Source organism: Brevundimonas viscosa (assembly GCF_900116065.1).
Taxonomy (GTDB): domain Bacteria; phylum Pseudomonadota; class Alphaproteobacteria; order Caulobacterales; family Caulobacteraceae; genus Brevundimonas; species Brevundimonas viscosa.
This window is the reverse complement of sequence record NZ_FOZV01000004.1, coordinates 120,603-137,571: the sequence shown is the minus strand read 5'-3', so window position 1 is coordinate 137,571 and position 16,969 is coordinate 120,603. Positions and strand designations below refer to the sequence as shown.

Annotated in this window: 28 protein-coding genes and 1 other RNA gene; 19 read left to right on the top strand and 10 right to left on the bottom strand. The window is 70.6% G+C overall.

Going from position 1 to position 16,969, the window contains the following annotated elements:
- Nucleotides 1-33: 33 nt before the first annotated feature.
- Nucleotides 34-1,053, bottom strand: a complete 1,020-nt coding sequence (gene ilvC, locus BM333_RS09130; protein ID WP_092310167.1) for a ketol-acid reductoisomerase — start codon at nt 1,051-1,053, stop codon at nt 34-36.
- Here ilvC and BM333_RS09125 point away from each other — a divergent pair.
- The 7 genes from BM333_RS09125 (at nt 1,052) to BM333_RS09095 (ending at nt 4,410) form a co-directional block, all read left to right on the top strand.
- Nucleotides 1,052-1,600 carry a DUF924 family protein gene (locus tag BM333_RS09125; protein ID WP_092310164.1) on the top strand — a complete coding sequence of 183 codons (549 nt, stop codon included), beginning with the start codon at nt 1,052-1,054 and terminating at the stop codon, nt 1,598-1,600. The genes ilvC and BM333_RS09125 overlap by 2 nt on opposite strands.
- Nucleotides 1,601-1,603: 3 nt before the next feature.
- Nucleotides 1,604-1,864, top strand: coding sequence for a hypothetical protein (locus BM333_RS09120; protein WP_092310161.1), 261 nt, complete (start codon nt 1,604-1,606; stop codon nt 1,862-1,864).
- Between the two features lie 103 nt (nt 1,865-1,967).
- A complete protein-coding gene (locus BM333_RS09115; RefSeq protein ID WP_092310158.1) occupies nt 1,968-2,825 on the top strand; it encodes a thymidylate synthase in 858 nt (285 codons plus the stop codon).
- On the top strand, nt 2,825-3,130 hold the full coding sequence (locus BM333_RS09110) for a nucleoside triphosphate pyrophosphohydrolase family protein (protein ID WP_092310155.1): 306 nt from the start codon (nt 2,825-2,827) through the stop codon (nt 3,128-3,130). The genes BM333_RS09115 and BM333_RS09110 overlap by 1 nt, the downstream gene beginning before the upstream one ends.
- Nucleotides 3,127-3,555, top strand: coding sequence for a hypothetical protein (locus tag BM333_RS09105; protein ID WP_092310152.1), 429 nt, complete (start codon nt 3,127-3,129; stop codon nt 3,553-3,555). Before BM333_RS09110 ends, BM333_RS09105 begins: the two co-directional genes overlap by 4 nt.
- Before the next feature lie 3 nt (nt 3,556-3,558).
- A complete protein-coding gene (locus tag BM333_RS09100) occupies nt 3,559-4,074 on the top strand; it encodes a dihydrofolate reductase (RefSeq protein ID WP_092310148.1) in 516 nt (171 codons plus the stop codon).
- Nucleotides 4,075-4,089: 15 nt separating this feature from the next.
- Nucleotides 4,090-4,410: a YbjQ family protein gene (locus tag BM333_RS09095; RefSeq protein ID WP_092310145.1), complete on the top strand. Its 321-nt coding sequence runs from the start codon at nt 4,090-4,092 to the stop codon at nt 4,408-4,410.
- Here BM333_RS09095 and BM333_RS09090 read toward each other — a convergent pair.
- Together BM333_RS09090 and BM333_RS09085 are read right to left on the bottom strand one after the other, a co-directional pair.
- On the bottom strand, nt 4,377-5,429 hold the full coding sequence (locus BM333_RS09090) for a hypothetical protein (RefSeq protein WP_092310142.1): 1,053 nt from the start codon (nt 5,427-5,429) through the stop codon (nt 4,377-4,379). The genes BM333_RS09095 and BM333_RS09090 overlap by 34 nt on opposite strands.
- 59 nt (nt 5,430-5,488) lie before the next feature.
- A complete protein-coding gene (locus BM333_RS09085; protein ID WP_245777212.1) occupies nt 5,489-6,568 on the bottom strand; it encodes an Mrp/NBP35 family ATP-binding protein in 1,080 nt (359 codons plus the stop codon).
- Between the two features lie 103 nt (nt 6,569-6,671).
- Here BM333_RS09085 and miaA point away from each other — a divergent pair, with 103 nt between their 5' ends.
- From miaA to BM333_RS09050, 7 genes are all read left to right on the top strand, one after another.
- Nucleotides 6,672-7,550: a tRNA (adenosine(37)-N6)-dimethylallyltransferase MiaA gene (gene miaA, locus BM333_RS09080; protein ID WP_177221852.1), complete on the top strand. Its 879-nt coding sequence runs from the start codon at nt 6,672-6,674 to the stop codon at nt 7,548-7,550.
- Nucleotides 7,551-7,613: 63 nt separating this feature from the next.
- Nucleotides 7,614-7,913, top strand: coding sequence for a hypothetical protein (locus tag BM333_RS09075; protein WP_092310134.1), 300 nt, complete (start codon nt 7,614-7,616; stop codon nt 7,911-7,913).
- A gap of 109 nt (nt 7,914-8,022) precedes the next feature.
- Nucleotides 8,023-8,283 (top strand): hypothetical protein, encoded by a 261-nt coding sequence (locus BM333_RS09070; RefSeq protein WP_092310131.1) that lies wholly within the window; start codon nt 8,023-8,025, stop codon nt 8,281-8,283.
- Nucleotides 8,284-8,651: a transfer-messenger RNA gene (gene ssrA / locus BM333_RS09065) on the top strand.
- Between the two features lie 70 nt (nt 8,652-8,721).
- Complete coding sequence (locus BM333_RS09060) at nt 8,722-9,204, top strand: SspB family protein (RefSeq protein ID WP_092310128.1); 483 nt, start codon at nt 8,722-8,724, stop codon at nt 9,202-9,204.
- 56 nt (nt 9,205-9,260) lie between these two features.
- The gene (locus tag BM333_RS09055; RefSeq protein WP_092310125.1) at nt 9,261-9,998 is read left to right on the top strand and encodes a C13 family peptidase; all 738 of its coding nucleotides are present in this window, start codon (nt 9,261-9,263) and stop codon (nt 9,996-9,998) included.
- Nucleotides 9,995-10,426: a GFA family protein gene (locus tag BM333_RS09050; RefSeq protein ID WP_092310122.1), complete on the top strand. Its 432-nt coding sequence runs from the start codon at nt 9,995-9,997 to the stop codon at nt 10,424-10,426. The genes BM333_RS09055 and BM333_RS09050 overlap by 4 nt, the downstream gene beginning before the upstream one ends.
- On the opposite strand, the gene BM333_RS09045 is transcribed toward BM333_RS09050, so the two are convergent.
- Both BM333_RS09045 and BM333_RS09040 read right to left on the bottom strand, forming a co-directional pair.
- Nucleotides 10,423-10,776, bottom strand: coding sequence for a RusA family crossover junction endodeoxyribonuclease (locus tag BM333_RS09045; protein WP_092310119.1), 354 nt, complete (start codon nt 10,774-10,776; stop codon nt 10,423-10,425). The two genes, BM333_RS09050 and BM333_RS09045, sit on opposite strands and share 4 nt — an antisense overlap.
- Nucleotides 10,773-11,351, bottom strand: coding sequence for a peptidylprolyl isomerase (locus BM333_RS09040; protein WP_092310116.1), 579 nt, complete (start codon nt 11,349-11,351; stop codon nt 10,773-10,775). Before BM333_RS09040 ends, BM333_RS09045 begins: the two co-directional genes overlap by 4 nt.
- A gap of 82 nt (nt 11,352-11,433) precedes the next feature.
- On the opposite strand from BM333_RS09040, the gene fumC reads away from it, so the two are divergent.
- Nucleotides 11,434-12,825 carry a class II fumarate hydratase gene (gene fumC, locus BM333_RS09035; protein WP_092310113.1) on the top strand — a complete coding sequence of 464 codons (1,392 nt, stop codon included), beginning with the start codon at nt 11,434-11,436 and terminating at the stop codon, nt 12,823-12,825.
- 24 nt (nt 12,826-12,849) lie between these two features.
- Here fumC and BM333_RS09030 read toward each other — a convergent pair whose 3' ends face one another.
- The gene (locus BM333_RS09030) at nt 12,850-13,083 is read right to left on the bottom strand and encodes a DUF2171 domain-containing protein (RefSeq protein WP_092310110.1); all 234 of its coding nucleotides are present in this window, start codon (nt 13,081-13,083) and stop codon (nt 12,850-12,852) included.
- A gap of 70 nt (nt 13,084-13,153) precedes the next feature.
- On the opposite strand from BM333_RS09030, the gene BM333_RS09025 reads away from it, so the two are divergent.
- Both BM333_RS09025 and BM333_RS15940 read left to right on the top strand, forming a co-directional pair.
- Entirely contained in the window at nt 13,154-13,330 is a 177-nt protein-coding gene (locus tag BM333_RS09025; protein WP_092310107.1) for a DUF4169 family protein, read from the top strand.
- Nucleotide 13,331: 1 nt separating this feature from the next.
- Nucleotides 13,332-13,490: a hypothetical protein gene (locus BM333_RS15940; protein ID WP_177221851.1), complete on the top strand. Its 159-nt coding sequence runs from the start codon at nt 13,332-13,334 to the stop codon at nt 13,488-13,490.
- On the opposite strand, the gene BM333_RS09020 is transcribed toward BM333_RS15940, so the two are convergent.
- Nucleotides 13,487-14,431, bottom strand: coding sequence for a DMT family transporter (locus BM333_RS09020; protein WP_245777211.1), 945 nt, complete (start codon nt 14,429-14,431; stop codon nt 13,487-13,489). The two genes, BM333_RS15940 and BM333_RS09020, sit on opposite strands and share 4 nt — an antisense overlap.
- A 90-nt stretch (nt 14,432-14,521) precedes the next feature.
- Nucleotides 14,522-15,271: a Coq4 family protein gene (locus BM333_RS09015; protein WP_092310104.1), complete on the bottom strand. Its 750-nt coding sequence runs from the start codon at nt 15,269-15,271 to the stop codon at nt 14,522-14,524.
- 98 nt (nt 15,272-15,369) lie between these two features.
- Between BM333_RS09015 and BM333_RS09010 the strand changes: the two genes are divergently transcribed.
- Both BM333_RS09010 and BM333_RS09005 read left to right on the top strand, forming a co-directional pair.
- On the top strand, nt 15,370-15,606 hold the full coding sequence (locus BM333_RS09010; protein WP_092310101.1) for a ribbon-helix-helix domain-containing protein: 237 nt from the start codon (nt 15,370-15,372) through the stop codon (nt 15,604-15,606).
- Nucleotides 15,607-15,649: 43 nt separating this feature from the next.
- A complete protein-coding gene (locus BM333_RS09005; protein WP_092310098.1) occupies nt 15,650-16,366 on the top strand; it encodes an SIMPL domain-containing protein in 717 nt (238 codons plus the stop codon).
- Nucleotides 16,367-16,369: 3 nt separating this feature from the next.
- Here BM333_RS09005 and BM333_RS09000 read toward each other — a convergent pair whose 3' ends face one another.
- Both BM333_RS09000 and BM333_RS08995 read right to left on the bottom strand, forming a co-directional pair.
- Nucleotides 16,370-16,696, bottom strand: a complete 327-nt coding sequence (locus tag BM333_RS09000; RefSeq protein ID WP_092310095.1) for a hypothetical protein — start codon at nt 16,694-16,696, stop codon at nt 16,370-16,372.
- A gap of 3 nt (nt 16,697-16,699) precedes the next feature.
- Entirely contained in the window at nt 16,700-16,906 is a 207-nt protein-coding gene (locus BM333_RS08995) for a hypothetical protein (RefSeq protein WP_092310092.1), read from the bottom strand.
- Nucleotides 16,907-16,969: the final 63 nt, after the last annotated feature.

Sequence of the window (16,969 nt, the reverse complement as noted above, 5' to 3'; positions counted from 1 at the left end):
AGGCGGCCAAGCTAGGCGACGCCGTAACGCGGTTCAATCATCGCGAGCGCGCGAACCGATCTCCGCCAGACGGGCGCCGACCGCCTCGATCTCCCGCTGGCCCAGGGCCCGCCGCCGCGCCAGCAGTTCGGGGGCTCCGGCGTCGTGGTCGGCCATCAGCCGTTTGACGAAAGCCCCGGAGCGGACCTCGGCCAGCACCGTGTCCATGGCCGCCCGCGAAGCCTCGCCGATCACCCGCGGGCCGGTCAGATAGGCACCGAACTCGGCGGTGTTGGAGATGCGCGCGAAGGCCCCCGCCGGCCCCAGTCTGTGCATCAGGTCGACCACCAGCTTGAGTTCGTAGAAGCACTCGAACCACGCCACCTCGGCGGGATAGCCGGCCTCGACCAGCTTCATGAAGGCGGCGTCGACCAGCTCGACCGTCCCGCCGCACAGCACCACCTGCTCGCCGAACAGGTCGCTCTCGCACTCGGCGGCGAAGGTGGTTTCGAGGATGCCCTTGCGGCCGCAGCCGAGGGCCGCGGCGTAGGACAGGCCGAGGGCGTGCGCGCCGCCGGTGGCGTCCTGGTGCACACCGAACAGGCAGAACACCCCCTCTCCCGCCTCGAACAGTTCGCGGATGCGCGGCCCGATGCCCTTGGGCGAGGCGAGGATGACGTCGAGATCCGTCCGCGGCTCGACGAGGCCGAATCGCACCGACAGCCCGTGGGCGAAGATCAGGGCGGCGCCGGGCTTCATGGCCGGAGCCAGCTCCTCGCGCCACAGATCGCGGTGGGCCTCGTCGGACACCATCACGGCCACCACGTCCGCGCCGTCCGCCGCCTCGCCGGCGGTGCGCACCTCGAAGCCGTCGGCCGCGGCCTTCTGGCGCGTCGCCGAGTCGGCCTTCAGACCGACGACGATGTCGCTCACGCCCGAGTCGCGAAGGTTCAGGGCATGCGTCCGCCCCTGGCTGCCGTAGCCGATCACCGCGACGCGCTTGCCGCGGATGATCGACAGGTCGCAGTGGCGGTCATGGAAGACGGGGAGCGGAGCGCCTAGGTTCTGGGTCATGCACACAGACATAACGCCATCCGCCGTCGTCGCCTTCTGGAAAGAAGCCGGCCCCTCGAAGTGGTTCGCCAAGGACGACGCCTTTGACGCCGACTTCCGGCGGCGGTTCGAGGCCGCCCACCTGGCCGCCGCCCGGCGCGAGCTGGACGACTGGGCGGACAGCGCCGAGGGCGTTCTCGCCCTGCTGATCCTGCTCGACCAGTTCCCGCGCAACGTCTGGCGCGACACCGGCCACGCCTTCGCCACCGACCCGCTGGCGAGGATGTTCGCCGTCCGGGCGCTCGACGCCGGCTATGACCGGCTGGTCGAGAACGATCTGCGCCGCTTCTTCTACCTGCCGCTGCAGCACGCCGAGGACATGGCGCTGCAGGACCGCCAGCTGGCGCTGTTCCAGACCATGGAGCGGCCGGCCGACGACCGGTGGGCGGAGCACCACCACGCCGTCATCCAGCGCTTCGGCCGGTTCCCGCACCGCAACCGGGCGCTGGGCCGGGAGACCACGGCCGAGGAAGCCGCCTTCCTCCAGCAGGACGGCTTCCGGGGCTGATCCATGCAGCGCTGCCGCGAGTGCGCGATCATCCTGCAGGAGGGCCGCAATTGGCACGCCTCCTATGCGGCGCGGAACTACCGCCACTGCATGGAGTGCGCGCGCGCCTATTCGCGGCAGCGTTACGGCAAGCTGAAGCCGACGGTGAAGCGGCGCGTGCCGGCGGCCGGCGTCACCGCCCGTACGCCGATGACCGCGCGCGACCGCGCGGTGCGCAACCGGGCGGAGCTGGCGCGGCAGCGGCGGGACCGACCTGAGAACTGAGGTGATCAGGTTCTTCGAGGCGACCTGAGGCGTCCACAACCGGACAGCCCAAGTGTCCACTGGCCGCGTTGGGGATTTGCGAATCAGCGTCCAACCTGACGCAATGAACGCCGCCGTCGCCCTCGCCGATCTTCAGGACCGCACCGGAGCCGTCGCCGCCGACCATCCGGAATGGCAGTACCTCAACCTGCTGCGCGACATCCTCGACAACGGCGCCCGGCGGGACGACCGGACCGGCACCGGGACGCTGGGCGTGTTCGGGCGGCAGATGCGCTTCGACCTGTCGAAGGGCTTCCCGCTGCTGACCACCAAGAAGCTGCACACCCGGTCGATCATCGTCGAGCTGCTGTGGTTCCTGCGCGGCGAGACCAACATCGGCTGGCTGAAGAAGAACGGCGTCAGCATCTGGGACGAGTGGGCCGACGCCGAGGGCGAGCTGGGGCCGGTCTACGGCAAGCAGTGGCGCAGCTGGGCGGCGCCGGACGGGCGGGTGATCGACCAGATCGAGAAGCTGGTCGAGGGGCTGAAGACCAATCCCAACAGCCGCCGCCACATCGTCACCGCCTGGAACCCGGCCGACGTCGACGACATGGCCCTGCCGCCCTGCCACTGTCTTTTCCAGTTCTTCGTCGCCGACGGCCGGCTGAGCTGTCAGCTGTACCAGCGCTCGGCCGACGTCTTCCTCGGCGTGCCGTTCAACATCGCCTCCTACGCCCTGCTGACGATGATGATCGCCCAGGTGACCGGGCTGGAGCCGGGCGAGTTCGTGCACACCTTCGGCGACGCGCACCTGTACCTGAACCACGTCGAGCAGGCGGAGACGCAGCTGAGCCGCGAGCCGCTGGCCCTGCCGACGATGACCATCGCGCCGAAGTCAGATCTGTTCGCCTACCGGCTGGAGGACTTCGCGCTGGAGGGCTACCAGCCCTGGCCGCACATCAAGGCGCCGGTCGCGGTGTGATGAGCCTCGACCTGAAGGCGCTGCAGGCCGACGTCCTGCGCATCTCCGACATCTACGCCCGCGAGCACGCCATCGACCGCGACCGGGACTGGGCGCTGCTGAAGCTGCAGGAGGAGCTGGGCGAGCTGACGGCCGAGCATCTGCGCATGAGCGGGCGGGCGCGGGGGGCGGCGGACGCCGGCAAGCTGGGGGACGAGGCAGCCGACGTGCTGGGCATGCTGCTCATCTACTGTCAGATGGCGGGGGTGGACATCGAACAGGCGATGCAGCGGAAGTGGCTGCACTGGCTGGAGACGCCCCGATGATTTCGACGCTTTTCGTCGCCCTGACGCTCGTTCCGGTCCCGCAGCAGGCTCCCGATCTGACCACTCTGGTCCGGACCACGCTGGAGCAATGCGTCTCGGGACGCGACCCGGTCTCTGGGGGCATGCTGGACGTCGCCGACGCGGACTGGGCGCGGCCGTTCCGCAATGACCACGCCTGCGGCCTCACCGCCCAGGGCTGGACCGGCGACGAGGGCGCGCTGGTGGCGGCGGCCCGGGCGGCGGTCGGGGCCGAGGGGCCGGAATGGAGGGGAGCCGTGCGGGAACTCCGGGTCAATGAATCCGGCCCCGCTCTGTGGACCGAGCTGGAGCAGGTCGAAGGCTGGGCCCCCGCCTCGCTGCGGGTGATCGAGCCGCCGGCGGGCCGCACAGGCTCGGTCGAAATTCACTTCGACCCGGCGGGCTAGACCATGCCCCTCCCCCACCTCGCCCTCGTCGTCGCCCGGGCGCGCAATGGCGTCATCGGCCGCGACGGCGGCCTGCCGTGGCGGCTGCGCTCGGACCTGCAGAGGTTCAAGACCGTGACCATGGGCAAACCCTGCATCATGGGCCGCAAGACCTGGGACAGCCTGCCGCTGAAGCCCCTGCCCGGCCGGCTCAACCTGGTGCTGTCCAAGGACGAATCGTTCGAGCCGAAGGGGGCGGTGGCCTGCCTGATGCTGGACGAGGCGATCGAGATCGGGCGCGAGCAGGCCGTGGAGGACGGGGTCGACGAGGTCTGCGTGATCGGTGGGGCCGGCCTGTTCGCGGCGACCCTGCCGCGGGCGAAGCGGCTGTACCTGACGGAAGTCGACGCCGAGCCCGAAGGCGACGTGCTGTTCCCGCCGTTCGACGAGGAGGCGTGGGTCGAGGTATCGTCCGAAGCCGTGCCGCCGGGCGACAAGGACGACCACGCCTTCGTCTTCCGGGTGCTGGAACGACGCTAGCCAGGGAGAGACGCCATGCTGATCGTCACCACCAACGATGTCCCCGGCCAGAGGGTGGTGCGCACCCTGGGGCTCGTTCGGGGGATCACCGTGCGCTCGCGCAACGTCATCTCGGACGCCATCGGCGGTCTCCAGTCGATGCTGGGCGGCCGGGTCGGGGCCTATGTGAAGCTGGCGGAGGCCTCGCGCGCCGAGGCCTATGACGAACTGGTCGAGCACGCCCGGGCCATGGGCGCGAACGCCGTCATCGCCATGCGCTACGAGGCCAACGAGATCATGGAGGGCGTCACCGAGGTGCTGGCCTACGGCACCGCGGTGGTGGTCGAGCCGGAATAGGCGTCCAGCTCGGCGACAAGGGCCTGTCGACCGATCAGATCCTCGATCGGCCGGCGCAGGCTGTGGATCTCGTGCTGCAGCCAGCCCCCGTCCTGATCCAGCCGGTGGAAGGCGTGGTGATCCAGCCCTTCGTCCCAGCCGTCGTTGGGGCCGAACAGGGCGCGGTGCAGGTCGAGCGGCGTCTCGGGCGGCGGCAGGAAGCGCCAGGCGGACGGCGCGTCGTGGGTGGCGATCTGGTGCTCCGCCATGACCTTCACGAGAGCGAACCACCAGTGGGGCGGCGCCTTCGCCGAGGCGGCGAGGCGGGCGCGAAGCTCGGCGGCGAGTGCTCCAACGCCGAGCCCCGTCGCGCGCATGGCTACGCCGGTGGCGACCGTCGCGTCGCCCCATATCATCGGATAGAGGTCGCGCCAGAACAGGGCTTGCAGCCGATCGCGCCCTTCAGCGCCCAACAGGCCGACAGCGAGCAAAACTCCGCTCATGCAGTTGGTGGACGGCGAGGTATGATCGTCGACGAGGAAGCGGTCGACCAGTTCGTGGTCCCCGATCCAGCCGGCGAGCGCCGGGAGGTATTCGGGGAAGAGATTCTGGCCCACGCACGTCTCGACGGCGGAGCGGACCTCATCCTCAATCCCTGACGGCGACAAATGCACCAGGCCGTCGACGGCGGCGGGGGCGGCGTCCCAGTTCTGCTCGCGGGCGTAATGGAACAGCATCGGCCGCGCCTGCTCCAGTCCGGCCCAGCCGAAGGCCCACAGCAGGGCGTCCGGCGCGCCGTCGATCAGCCGGTCGTTCGCGACGAAGCGGTCGAACAGCCGTTCGACCATGGCTCTGTCGCCGTGCCGGACGACCGGGTCGACGAAATCCGCGTGGGCGACCGGGTCGTCCAGCAGCAGCGGCAGCAGGGCTTCGGCGTCCTCGGGACCGCCGCGCAGGGACACGAGCTCGATCGCCGCGCCGCGTTCGATCGGGTGCAGGGTTTCGGTCAGCAGGCGGCGCGTGGCGTGAAGCAGAAGCATGGCGGCGCAACCTAGGGCGCCCGACGCCGCGGGCAAGCCGCCGTCAGGTTCCGGAAGCCTCAGACGCCGAGCACATCCGCCACCCGCGCGGCGACCACGGCGAACCGCCGGGCCACCTCGCCGTCCGGATCGGCGCTGACCAGGGGTCGGCCGGCGTCGCCCGCCTCGCGCAGACCGGCGTCCAGCGGCAGGTCGCCGAGGAAGGGCACGCCGAGCCGTTCCGCCTCGGCCTTCGCGCCGCCGGAGCCAAACACCGGGCCGGACATGTTCTCGATCAGACCGAGGGTCGGCACCTTGACCTTCTGGAACAGGGTGTGGGCCCGGCGCGCATCGGCCAGCGCCACCTCCTGCGGGGTGGAGACGATCACGGCGCCGTCCAGCGGGGTCTTCTGGATCAGGGTCAGCTGCACATCGCCGGTGCCCGGCGGCAGGTCGACGACCAGCACGTCGAGCGGCTGCGTCTCCGTGCCCCAGCGGGTCTGGGTCAGCATCTGGGTGATGGCCTGCGACGCCATCGGGCCGCGCCAGACCATGGCGTCGTCGGCCCCGGCCAGCAGGCCCATCGACATGATCTTCAGTCCGTGGGCGAGATGCGGCTCCATGGCCCCGTCGACGAACTCCGGCTTGCCCGTGACGCCGAGCATGGTCGGCATCGAGGGCCCGTAGACGTCGGCGTCCAGCACCCCGACCGACAGGCCGCGGGCGGCCAGGGCCGCGGCGAGGTTGGCGGCCACCGTCGACTTGCCGACCCCGCCCTTGCCCGAGGCCACGGCCAGCACCCGACGCACGTGGGCCGGGCGATCGGTGGGGACCGGCGCCTTCGGGCGGTTCTGCTCGGCGGCCTGGGGCGACAGGATGACGGTGCGCCGCGCCGGCTTCTGCACCGCCTCGGCGGTCAGCACGACCGACACGCGGGTCACCCCCGGCAGGGCCTTCAGCGCCGCCTCGGCAGCGTCCCGGACCGGCGCGTAGGCGGCGGCCTCGCGCGGCGAGACCTCGAGGGCGAAGCCGACCCGGTCGCCGACCACCACGAGACCCTGCACCAGTCCCGCCGCCGCCAGCCCCTGCCCGCTTTTCGGATCCCGGACGGCGTCGAGGGCGGCGAGGACCTGGTCGCGATCGAGGGGGCGTGGGGACACGGGGACACTCCTTGGGGTTGCCGCCCGGGCGGCGGCCGTTCTATCGCCGATATACCCCCTGCCCGCGAGCGCCGATTTGCCCCGGAACACATCCCTCCCGCCCGTGACCCTGCTGGCCGGCCCGACCGCCTCTGGCAAGTCGGCGCTGGCCATGGAGCTGGCGGAGGCGACGGGCGCGGTGATCGTCAACGCCGACAGCCAGCAGCTGTACGCCGACCTGCGGGTGCTGAGCGCCCGTCCGTCGCCGGAGGACGAGGCGGCGCTCGAGCACCGGCTCTACGGCGTGGCCGACGCCGGCGACGCCTGGTCGGTCGGGCGCTGGAGCCGGGCGGTGACGGCGGAGCTGGAGGACCTCGCCGCGGCGCGCCGTCCAGCCCTGCTGGTGGGCGGCACGGGCCTGTACTTCACCGCCCTGACGAGGGGTCTGGCGGACATCCCCGACATCCCCGGGACGGTGCGGGAGGCGACGGCCGCGGCCCTGGAGGCCGAGGGGGAGCCGGCGTTTCGCCGAAGGCTGGCGGAGCTCGATCCGGGGGCGGAAGGCCGTATCGCCGCCGGGGACCGGCAACGGCTGGTCCGGGCCCTGGCGGTGGCCCGGCACACCGGGCGCGCGCTCAGCGACTGGATGGCTGACACCAGCCCCCTGCTGCCGACGGGCTCCTGGAGCGGGCTGGTGGTCGAGCCGGATCGGGCGACGCTTTACGCCCGCTGCGACGCCCGCGTGGCCCGGATGGTCGAACAGGGCGCGGTGGAAGAGGTCCGGGCCCTGACCGCCCGCGGGCTCGACCCGGATCTGCCGGCGATGAAGGCGGTGGGCGTGCGCGAATTCGCCGCCCACCTGGCCGGCCGGACGACGCTCGACGAGGCGGTGGAGGCGGTGCGCCAGGCGACCCGCAACTACGCCAAGCGCCAGCTGACCTGGTTCCGGAACCAGACCCCGGAGTGGCCGCGGGCCCGCAGACATGACCAAACCGTCAGTTGACGCGACCTGCGCGCGGCGCGAGCGTACGCTTGCGCCCTGCACCGTCAGCCGAAGGAGTTCGGCATGAGCCTGATCCTCGTCCTTTCGCTCTCCGCCATGATCGGGTTCCAGGATCCGTCGCCGGCGCCGGACGCGCAGCCCTCCGCCGCGCCGGCCGCCGCCGACGCCCCCGCGTCGGGCGAGGCCGATCCGCTGGAGCGCGTTGTCTGCCGCACCGAGGCGGTGGTCGGCACCCGGTTCGACAGCCGGGTGTGCATGACCCGCCGCCAGTGGAACGCCCGTCGCGACGAGTCCCGCCGCCTCGCGCACCGGCTGGAGAGCGCCAACGCCAACCGCAATCGCCAGACCGCGCCGGGCCACTGATCGGTCGCGCCGACACGCATCGCGCGCTTGCACAACGACGTTACTCTGGGTTGACTCCGGCTTCGCGCGGGAGGATGCTTCCTCCGTCCTGAAGATCGGAAGGCCAGCCATGATCGTCGCCGCTCTCGCCGCCGCCCTCCTCGTCCCCCAGAACGCCCCGGTGCAGCCGGCGGCGTCGACCCTGGAAAGCCCGGGCGAACGGGTCATCTGTCGGAAGGAGCCCGGCTCCGGCACGCGGCTCAGTGTCCGCGTCTGCCTGACCGCCGAGGAATGGGCGGACCGGCTCCAGGCCGCCGATCGCGACCGGACCCACCTGCGCCTGACCATCGATAACCGTCGGCCCTTCCCGGGGCCCGGTCGCCGGCGCTGACCCCTTCAATTCGCGGACGCCCCGTCCTATATTGGTTCCGTCCGGGTTCGCCCGGACTATGGCGATAAACGCGCCTGTAATAAGCGGACCGGACCCGGGTGCGATTCCCGGCGGCTCCACCAATCTCTTCCCCGCGTCATCGGCGGGCGAGCATGGGGCCGACTAGCATCGACGGACGTGTAAAGAGGTTGCTTTCGCCCGTCCTAGCCCACCGTATCGGGCCATTAAACTACCTGCGAACGATAACTTCGCTGGAGAAGTCGCTCTCGCCGCGTAATGCGGTTCGGGTGATTTCGAACACTTAAGTCCTCGGGGTTCAGATCCCGGGGCGGGGCCTGCCGGGAGCCTGCCAACAGAATCCCGGCGCTTTACCCTCTCCGCACCTTTCGCCCGCCGGCCGGCGCGGCTAAACCCACGGCTGAACAGCCGAGGCGCCCGATGGCCGAAGAGACGCCCCCCGTCGACGAGATGCACTACGAGCAGCTGGCGCAGGACGCCCTGCGCGGGGTGATCCGCGCCGCCCTGGAGCGCGCCGCCGGACCCGACGGCATCCCGGGCGCGCACCATTTCTACATCACCTTCCGCACCCGCGCCCCCGGCGTCAGCGTGCCCCCCGACATCCTCGCCAAATACCCTGACGAGATGACGGTGGTGCTGCAGCACCAGTACTGGGACCTGAAGGTCGAGCCGAACCGCTTCTCGGTGATGCTCAAGTTCGGCGGCATGCCGAAGGTGTTGGCCATGCCCTACGCCGCGGTGACCCGCTTCTACGATCCGTCGGTGCAGTTCCTGCTGCAGTTCGAGACGCCCGTCGAACTCGAGGTCGCCGAGGAAGAGCCGGCCCCCGAGCCCGACAGCCCGCCGCCGTCCGGCGACGACGGGCCGAAGGTCGTCTCGCTGGACCAGTTCCGGAAGAAGTAGGGCCTTTTCCCTCCCGTCGGCCGCGCTAACATCCGGTCGACCGAACGGGGGTGAGCATGAGGGGTCTCCTCATCCTTTGGCTGGCGGCCGCGCTCTGCGGGTCGCCGGCGGCCGCGGCCGAAGCCCGCGACAGTCGCTTCGCCGGCTGGACCGCGGCCATCGTCCAGGCCGACTGGCGGGACGGGCGTGGCCGACCGATCGAGGCGTTCGACAACGCCCGTCGCGACCTGGTGGACGCCTTCGTGCGCGCCGGCTTCGCACGCGAGACAATGGTCGACTACTCGCTGCGGACGGATCCGCCCCAGCAGGCGCTGCAGGGCCTCCGGGACGCGGCCGCGCGGGGAACGCGCGGATGCCTGCTCTACTTCACCTCGCACGGCGCGCCAGACCACATGGTGTTTGGCGAAGCCCAGATGACGCCTGACGTCATGGCCAATCTGGTGCGCCGTACGTGTGCGGCCCGGCCGACGGTGGTGATCGTCTCGGCCTGCTATTCCGGCCAATTCGTGAACGCCCTGGAAGGCCCGAACCGCATGGTGCTGACCGCCGCGCGGCGTGACCGGACCTCATTCGGCTGCGGCGCGGACGAGCGCTACCCGTGGTTCGACGGCTGCGTGCTGGAGGCGCTGCCGGCCGCCGCCGACTTCCTCGCCCTCGCCGCCGGCGCCCGCGCCTGCGTGGCCCGCAAGGAGGCCGAGGCGGGGGTGGCGCTGCCGTCCGAGCCGCAGCTGTTCGTCGGCGCCGAGATGCAGTTGCGGCTGCCGACGCTGCGCTTCGAGAGGCCGGGGCCGTGACCCTGACCCTCGACGCGGCGGGCTGGACCCGCGCCGCCTGCCACTGCGGCGCCGTGCGTTTCCGCGTGCGGCTGGCCGAAGGCCTCGAAAGCGCCCGGCGCTGCGACTGCTCCCTGTGCCGGATGCGCGGGGCCGTGGCGGTGAGCGCGGGTCTCGGCGACATCGAGATCCTCGACGGCGTCGAAGCGCTGACCGAGTATCGCTTCAACACCGGGACGGCGCGGCACTTCTTCTGCTCCCGCTGCGGGATCTACACGCATCACCAGCGGCGCTCGAACCCGAACCAGTACGGCGTCAACGTCGCCTGCCTCGAGGGCGTCAGCCCGTTCGACTTCGCCGAGGTTCCGGTCAACGATGGCCGCCATCATCCCGGCGACGGCGGCGGCGGGGTGATCGGGGTGCTGAGGTTCGAACGGACCCGCGGCTAGCGACGCGGGAAGCAGCGCAGCGTGATCCGCTCGCGCTCCCCCTCCCGGCGCTCGACCAGCAGCCGCGCCACCTGGGCGTCGTCGTGGAACAGATATCCCTTGATCGCGTCGAGCAGCGCCTTGGCGAGGTTGTCGAGGTCGATGTGCGGCGGCTCGCCGACGTGCTCCATGACGATCTCGACGGTGAAGTCGCCCCACGACGGCCGTGAGCTCCACTCCTTGCGCATGAACTCGTAGACCAGCGGCTTGTAGTACTTGGCCTGGGTGGTCAGCCCGTCGATGGTGATCTCGACCGCGCCGCCGCTCTCGCGGGCGCGGACCTTGCCAGCGCCGATCCAGCCGGGGGTCACGAACAGGCCGCCGGGACAGGATCGAGCATGTGAACGGACAGCATCGTTACGGGCGGCTGGATCTGCTCGTCGATCGCAGGACGGGCCTGCATGATGTGGAACAGGTCGAGCCCCTGAATGACGCGGCCGAAGACGGCGAAACCCTGACCGTCCGGGTTCCGTCCTCCGCCGAAGTCGAGGCTGGGGCTGTCGTGGGTGACGACGAAGAAGCTGCTCGTCGCCGTATCGGGCCCGTCCCGCGCCATGGAAACGGCTCCGGCGACATGGCTCAGGCCGGTGTCCAGGGTCCGTTCCAATCGTATCGGGCCGAGGCCGGGATCGTCGCTGCCATGGATCGTCTCGGCCTGAACGACATGGATGGGCCCCTGCACGGATCGAAAGAAGCGACCGCCCGTGTACAGGCCGAGCGAGGCGTAGCGCATGAAGTTGCACGCCGTGCCCGGCGCTCTCACATGATCCAGTTCGACCGTGACCGGCCCGTACTCCGTTGCGATCATGGCCCGCGGCAGCGGGTCGGATGGTCCTGCGGCCTGCGCCACGAGCGCCGCCGCCAGCATCGCCCCGGACATGCCCATCGCCGCCTCTCCTTCTTGCTCCGCGCCCTCGAGGTGCTACACCGCCGCGCATCCTCCCGCCACGCCTGAAGAGCCTGCCGACATGAGCACCGTCCGCACCGAATCCGACACCTTCGGCCCGATCGAGGTCGCCGCCGACCGCTACTGGGGCGCGCAGGCGCAGCGCTCGCTGGGCAATTTCCGCATCGGCTGGGAGAAGCAGCCGCTGCCGATCGTTCGCGCGCTGGGCATCGTCAAGCGGGCCGCCGCCGAGACCAACATGGCGCTGGGCAAGCTGGACCCGACGTTGGGCGAGACCATCGTCGCCGCCGCCCAGGAGGTGATCGACGGCAAGCTCAACGAACACTTCCCGCTGGTGGTGTGGCAGACCGGCTCGGGCACGCAGTCGAACATGAACGCCAACGAGGTGATCTCGAACCGGGCCATCGAGATGCTGGGCGGCGAGATGGGCTCCAAGAAGCCGGTCCACCCCAATGACCACGTCAACATGAGCCAGTCGTCGAACGACACCTTCCCGACGGCCATGCACGTGGCCTGCGCCGAGCAGGTGGCCAACGACCTGATCCCGGCCCTGAAGCATCTGCACGCGGCGCTGGACGCCAAGGCCAAGGCTTGGGACCACATCATCAAGATCGGCCGCACCCACACCCAGGACGCCACGCCGCTGACCCTCGGCCAGGAGTTCTCGGGCTATGCGCAGCAGGTCGCCAACGGCATCGAGCGCATCGAGCAGACCCTGCCGAAGCTGATGGAGCTGGCCCAGGGCGGCACGGCGGTCGGAACCGGGCTGAACGCGCCTGTCGGCTTCGCCGAACAGGTGGCCGAGCGCATCGCCGCCATCACCGGCCTGCCCTTCACCACCGCCCCGAACAAGTTCGAGGCGCTGGCGGCGCATGACGCCATGGTGTTCAGCCACGGGGCGATCAACACGGTCGCGGCCAGCCTTTTCAAGATCGCCAACGACATCCGCTTCCTCGGCTCCGGGCCGCGGGCCGGCCTCGGCGAACTGGCCCTGCCGGAGAACGAGCCGGGCAGCTCGATCATGCCGGGCAAGGTCAACCCGACCCAGTCGGAAGCCCTGACCCAGGTCTGCGTCCAGGTGTTCGGCAACCACGCCGCCCTGACCTTCGCCGGCTCGCAGGGTCACTTCGAGCTGAACGTCTACAATCCGGTGATGGCCTACAACTTCCTGCAGTCGGTGCGCCTGCTGGCCGATGCGGCGATCAGCTTCACCGACAACTGCGTGGTCGGCATCGAGCCGCGCGAGGACAACATCCGGCGGGGGCTGGAGAACTCGCTGATGCTGGTGACGGCGCTGAACGGCAAGCTGGGCTACGACGCCTGCGCGAAGATCGCCAAGACGGCCCACAGGAACGGCACCACCCTTCGCGAGGAAGCGGTCGGGGGCGGCTATCTGACGAACGAGGAGTTCGACGAATGGGTGCGGCCGGAGAAGATGATCTCGCCGCAGTAGGCGGGCATCGGCGCTGCGCCGTCCTCAGCCCTTCTCCGTCCAGCGCGCCCGCGCCTCGTCGCGCGTGAGGTTGAGGTGGACGTGCTGGTCCACCCGCTCGACCCAGCTGACCGGGATCATGTGATGCTTGAAGCCCGCGGCGAGATCGAGCTTTGCCAGTTCGATCTCGTCGCCGTGGACGTGGTCGACGCGGCCGACATGCTCGCCGTCGGAGCCGACGACTTCGAGGTGTTCGCGAATGGCCGACGGGTCTACCATGGAGGGCTCCGGGGACGGGGTGTTCGGGAAAACCACCCGGCCCCGGCGCCGGTTGCATCGCGGAGGCAGCATGGGCGACGTCGTCAACCTGAACCGGGCGCGCAAGGAACGGGCGAAGGCCGCGGGGAAAGCGGCCGCCGCCGCCAACCGCGCCGTGCACGGCCGCACGAAAGCGGAGCGCACAAGGACCGAGACGGAGCGCGAGCGGGCCGCGCGACTGCTGGACGGGGCCAGGCGGGAGGACTGAGATGATCGATCGCGAGGAGAAGCGTCGCCTGCAACGCGGTCTCATCCCGATGCTGATCGCCATCCGTGTCCAGGAGACCCGCAAGCGCAAGCAAGCCGAGGCCGCAGCGCGGATCGAGGGCCGACCGCCGCCGAAACCGAAAAAGAAGGGCTGGTTCTAGGCCGCCGACACCCGCGGCGCGCGGATCATCAGCACCTGGCCGGCCAGCACCAGCCCGAGCCCCGCCAGCGCCAGCCAGCCGAAGCGGGCGTGTTCGAACAGCACCGAGACCAGCATCGCGATCGGCGGCGTCAGGGCCGAGATGTAGCTGGCCAGGGCGTAGCCGCGACTCCGCGCGATGCCGAAGTAGACCACAAAGGCGATCACCGAACCGAACACCGACAGGTAGAGCAGCGAGCCGAGATAGCGGACGGTCGGCTCGATCGACCACTCGACGCCGGTGGCGAGGCCATAGAGCGCCAGCACGCCCGTGCCGTAGGCCATGGCCCAGGCGGTCGAGGGGATGACCGCCGACCCGGCCTCCTGGCCCCGCCAGGCGAAGTAGTTGCCGAAGGCCGAGGCCGCCACGGCGGTGAAGGCGAAGCCGACGCCGACAAGGCTGGCGGCGGACAATCCCCCGGTGAGCACCTCCGAGCCGGACAGCACCGCCACGCCGACGACGCCCAGCAGGGCTCCGCCCCACGCGGCGGCCGCCGACTTCTGGCGGGCGGCGACGCGGAACAGGATCAGGTTGAGGAGGGCCAGCGAAGCGAAGATCACCGCCACCACCGCCGAAGCGATGCGGCCCTCGGCGGCGTAGGTGAAGCTGTAGCTGATGGAGAAGGCGAACACACCCTGTCCCAGCGCCGCCAGATGCTGGTTGCGGGTCAGCTTCAGGGATCGACCGGTGGCCAGGCAGCCGGCGAAGATCAGCACGGCGGCCAGGCCGAACCGCCAGACGATGGAGACCAGCGGCGCCACGGTCCCGAACTGCAGGGTGATGGCGTACCAGGTGGTGCCCCAGATGAGCGCGCAGAGCCCGACGCCGCCGATCGCCAGCAGCGTCGCCCGGGACAGGGCGGCAGCCTTGGGGGGCGCGAGTGAGTCGGACGGCGCGGTCATGCCTGCCAAGTGGACCGGCGGCCCCGGTGGCGCAAGCCGAGGATTGGCGCGCCGCTCACAAGCCCGGCTTATGCCTCCGGAAGCCGTCAGTCAGGCGCGCAGCTTCAGCGCCTGCCGGACTCCCGCGGGGACCGCGTCATAGACCGTGGGCCGACGCAGGCGCAGCTCGCGGCGGGCTTCCTCAAGCGGCAGGTTCAGCAGGGCCTCGTAGTCGAGCGCAGGCAGCCAACGGGCCTCGCGGCCGAGCCGGTACGCCTGAAACACCGCCCGCAACGCGGGCACGGCCGGGTTCTCCTTGCGGATTTCCGCCGCCGCGCCGAGGCCGATGAAGCCGAAGCCGAGGTTGCCGGTCTGGGCGTAGGAAAAGGCGACAACGCAGGCTTCGCCCAAGGCGTCGGTCTCGTAGCCGGTCAGGACGTGCCAGACATCGTGCACGTCCCGCACGCGGCGGGTGTACCAGATCACCGGGTGGGGCGCGTCGGCCAGCGGCGCGACCTTGCGCGACTCCATCGCCAGCCCTTCGGCCGTGAAGCCCCGGGCCTCGCGGAACTGGCGGTAGGCGGCGCCGACCGTGCCGGGGCCGAAGCGGGCCAGCCAGGCCGGATCGTCCAGTTTCTCGGCCAGTTCCTCGCGCAGGAAGGCCTGGCGCCCGCCCTCCATGGTCTTCAGCATGCGGTCGTAGCCGCGCCGCAGCGAGCGACCGGACAGCGCGCGCATGATCTCGAACACCTGGGCGGTGTCCTCCTTGTCGCGCACCAGCCGGCGGAAGGCGCGGAGGGCCTTCAGCGGCTCAAGCCGCTGCGCGCGGAGACGGGTGAATTCGACGTCGGCGGCGGTCATGGGAGCGATCCTGTCGGAGGGATCATAGCGCGGACGCCGCTTCAGGTGAACAGCGTTCACATTCGCCCGCCCGGCCGCGTTCGGCTAGGCTGGCGGCCATGTTGAGGAAGCGCTCCGTCTCCCTGTCCGGCCACGCCACCTCGGTGGCGCTGGAACCCGAATTCTGGGCCGTGCTGGACGAGATCGGCGCGCACGTGGGTCTGGGCCACGCCGGCCTGATGAAACGGATCGACGAGCGCCGCGGACGCGTCCCCCTCGCCTCCTCCTGCCGGTTGCTGGCGCTGGCTTGGGCCGGCGGCGATCGGTCCTTCGCCGAACAGGATTCGTCGGATTGACACCCGCAGGCGTTGGCGCATGCTGCCTCCGGGAGGCGTAGCCATGGCTGACAATCGACTGATCCCCGCCATTGTTTTCGGCGGCCTGCTGGCCGTCGGAATGATCGGCGCCGGCGCCCTGATCGGCCAAGGCGTAGTCAACGCCCGGGTGGGCGACCGGACCGTCAGCGTCCGCGGCTTGGCCGAGCGCGACGTCCGGGCCGATCTCGCCATCCTGCCGGTGCGCTTCACGGCCTCCGGCGAGGTCCTGTCCGAGGTGCAGGCGCGCATCGACGGCGACCTCGTGATCGTGCGACGGTTCCTGGCGCAGCAGGGCTATCCGGCCGACGCCGTCACCCTCGGCCGGCTCGAGGTCGCCGACCGGCGCGCCCGCGAGTACGGCAGCCAAGACCAGGGGCCTCGCTTCATCCTCGCGCAGACCGTGATCGTCCGCACCAGCGACGTCGACCGGGTGCAGAACACCACACGGGCGCTGAACGACCTGATCCGGCAGGGCGTGGTCCTGCAGGACTTCAACGGACCCAGCTACATCTTCACCCGGCTGAACGACGTGCGCCCCGCGATGATCGCCGAGGCCACCGCCTCGGCGCGCTCAGGGGCCGAGCAGTTCGCGAAGGACTCGGGGGTCGGCGTCGGTTCGATCCGCGAAGCCTCACAGGGCTATTTCGAGATCCTCGCGCGCGACGAAAGCGGCGACGAACGCCAGACCCCCGAGAAGAAGGTCCGCGTCGTCACCACCATTCGCTACGCCCTGCGCTGAGCCTTACTCGGCCGGCGCCGGGCCGGGTTCGGGCACGGTCGGCGGTTCGACCGGCGGCGGGCTGGGCAGATCCGGCAATTCCGGAGCTCGCGGCAGGGTCGGCGTCGGCACGTCGACGTCGATGTCGACGTCGGTCGGGCTGGGCGTGTCGACGCGGCCGTTCGACAGCATGAACACGACGATGATGACCAGCACGACGATGAGGCCGCCGACCAGGAAGGCCACCCAGCCGCCGCCGCCGCCGCGGCGCTCGGGCGGATTGTTGATGGTGGTGTGATGCACCACCTCGGGCCGCCGGTCCTCCGGCGGGGGGACGTTCGGATCGGTCATCGGTCAGCCCTCCGCGGGGGCAGGCACGGACGGGGCGGAGACTTCCGGCAGGTCGACGTCGACGTTGACGTCCTTTTCGCCGCCCCCGAAGCCGCCGCCGGCGAAGACGAAGTAGGCCACAATGGCCAGCACGACGACCACGGCGCCGACGATGAAGGCCATGCCGGCGTTGCCGCCGCCGCCGGTGTTGTTGTTGATGTTGTCGGCCATGGGTTCGACCTCCACTGTTGTCCCTGTGGCCGACCAAACGGAGGCGTGGCCGTAACGGTTCCG

Excerpts from the sequence above, each read along its gene's own strand:
- BM333_RS09125 (WP_092310164.1), top strand. The coding sequence starts at position 1,052 with ATGCACACAGACATAACGCCATCCGCCGTCGTCGCCTTCTGGAAAGAA.
- ilvC (WP_092310167.1), bottom strand. The coding sequence starts at position 1,053 with ATGACCCAGAACCTAGGCGCTCCGCTCCCCGTCTTCCATGACCGCCAC.
- BM333_RS09120 (WP_092310161.1), top strand. The coding sequence starts at position 1,604 with ATGCAGCGCTGCCGCGAGTGCGCGATCATCCTGCAGGAGGGCCGCAAT.
- BM333_RS09115 (WP_092310158.1), top strand. The coding sequence starts at position 1,968 with ATGAACGCCGCCGTCGCCCTCGCCGATCTTCAGGACCGCACCGGAGCC.
- BM333_RS09110 (WP_092310155.1), top strand. The coding sequence starts at position 2,825 with ATGAGCCTCGACCTGAAGGCGCTGCAGGCCGACGTCCTGCGCATCTCC.
- BM333_RS09105 (WP_092310152.1), top strand. The coding sequence starts at position 3,127 with ATGATTTCGACGCTTTTCGTCGCCCTGACGCTCGTTCCGGTCCCGCAG.
- BM333_RS09100 (WP_092310148.1), top strand. The coding sequence starts at position 3,559 with ATGCCCCTCCCCCACCTCGCCCTCGTCGTCGCCCGGGCGCGCAATGGC.
- BM333_RS09095 (WP_092310145.1), top strand. The coding sequence starts at position 4,090 with ATGCTGATCGTCACCACCAACGATGTCCCCGGCCAGAGGGTGGTGCGC.
- BM333_RS09090 (WP_092310142.1), bottom strand. The coding sequence starts at position 5,429 with ATGCTTCTGCTTCACGCCACGCGCCGCCTGCTGACCGAAACCCTGCAC.
- BM333_RS09075 (WP_092310134.1), top strand. The coding sequence starts at position 7,614 with ATGAGCCTGATCCTCGTCCTTTCGCTCTCCGCCATGATCGGGTTCCAG.
- BM333_RS09070 (WP_092310131.1), top strand. The coding sequence starts at position 8,023 with ATGATCGTCGCCGCTCTCGCCGCCGCCCTCCTCGTCCCCCAGAACGCC.
- BM333_RS09060 (WP_092310128.1), top strand. The coding sequence starts at position 8,722 with ATGGCCGAAGAGACGCCCCCCGTCGACGAGATGCACTACGAGCAGCTG.
- BM333_RS09055 (WP_092310125.1), top strand. The coding sequence starts at position 9,261 with ATGAGGGGTCTCCTCATCCTTTGGCTGGCGGCCGCGCTCTGCGGGTCG.
- BM333_RS09040 (WP_092310116.1), bottom strand. The coding sequence starts at position 11,351 with ATGGGCATGTCCGGGGCGATGCTGGCGGCGGCGCTCGTGGCGCAGGCC.
- fumC (WP_092310113.1), top strand. The coding sequence starts at position 11,434 with ATGAGCACCGTCCGCACCGAATCCGACACCTTCGGCCCGATCGAGGTC.
- BM333_RS09030 (WP_092310110.1), bottom strand. The coding sequence starts at position 13,083 with ATGGTAGACCCGTCGGCCATTCGCGAACACCTCGAAGTCGTCGGCTCC.
- BM333_RS09025 (WP_092310107.1), top strand. The coding sequence starts at position 13,154 with ATGGGCGACGTCGTCAACCTGAACCGGGCGCGCAAGGAACGGGCGAAG.
- BM333_RS15940 (WP_177221851.1), top strand. The coding sequence starts at position 13,332 with ATGATCGATCGCGAGGAGAAGCGTCGCCTGCAACGCGGTCTCATCCCG.
- BM333_RS09020 (WP_245777211.1), bottom strand. The coding sequence starts at position 14,431 with ATGACCGCGCCGTCCGACTCACTCGCGCCCCCCAAGGCTGCCGCCCTG.
- BM333_RS09015 (WP_092310104.1), bottom strand. The coding sequence starts at position 15,271 with ATGACCGCCGCCGACGTCGAATTCACCCGTCTCCGCGCGCAGCGGCTT.
- BM333_RS09010 (WP_092310101.1), top strand. The coding sequence starts at position 15,370 with ATGTTGAGGAAGCGCTCCGTCTCCCTGTCCGGCCACGCCACCTCGGTG.
- BM333_RS09005 (WP_092310098.1), top strand. The coding sequence starts at position 15,650 with ATGGCTGACAATCGACTGATCCCCGCCATTGTTTTCGGCGGCCTGCTG.
- BM333_RS09000 (WP_092310095.1), bottom strand. The coding sequence starts at position 16,696 with ATGACCGATCCGAACGTCCCCCCGCCGGAGGACCGGCGGCCCGAGGTG.
- BM333_RS08995 (WP_092310092.1), bottom strand. The coding sequence starts at position 16,906 with ATGGCCGACAACATCAACAACAACACCGGCGGCGGCGGCAACGCCGGC.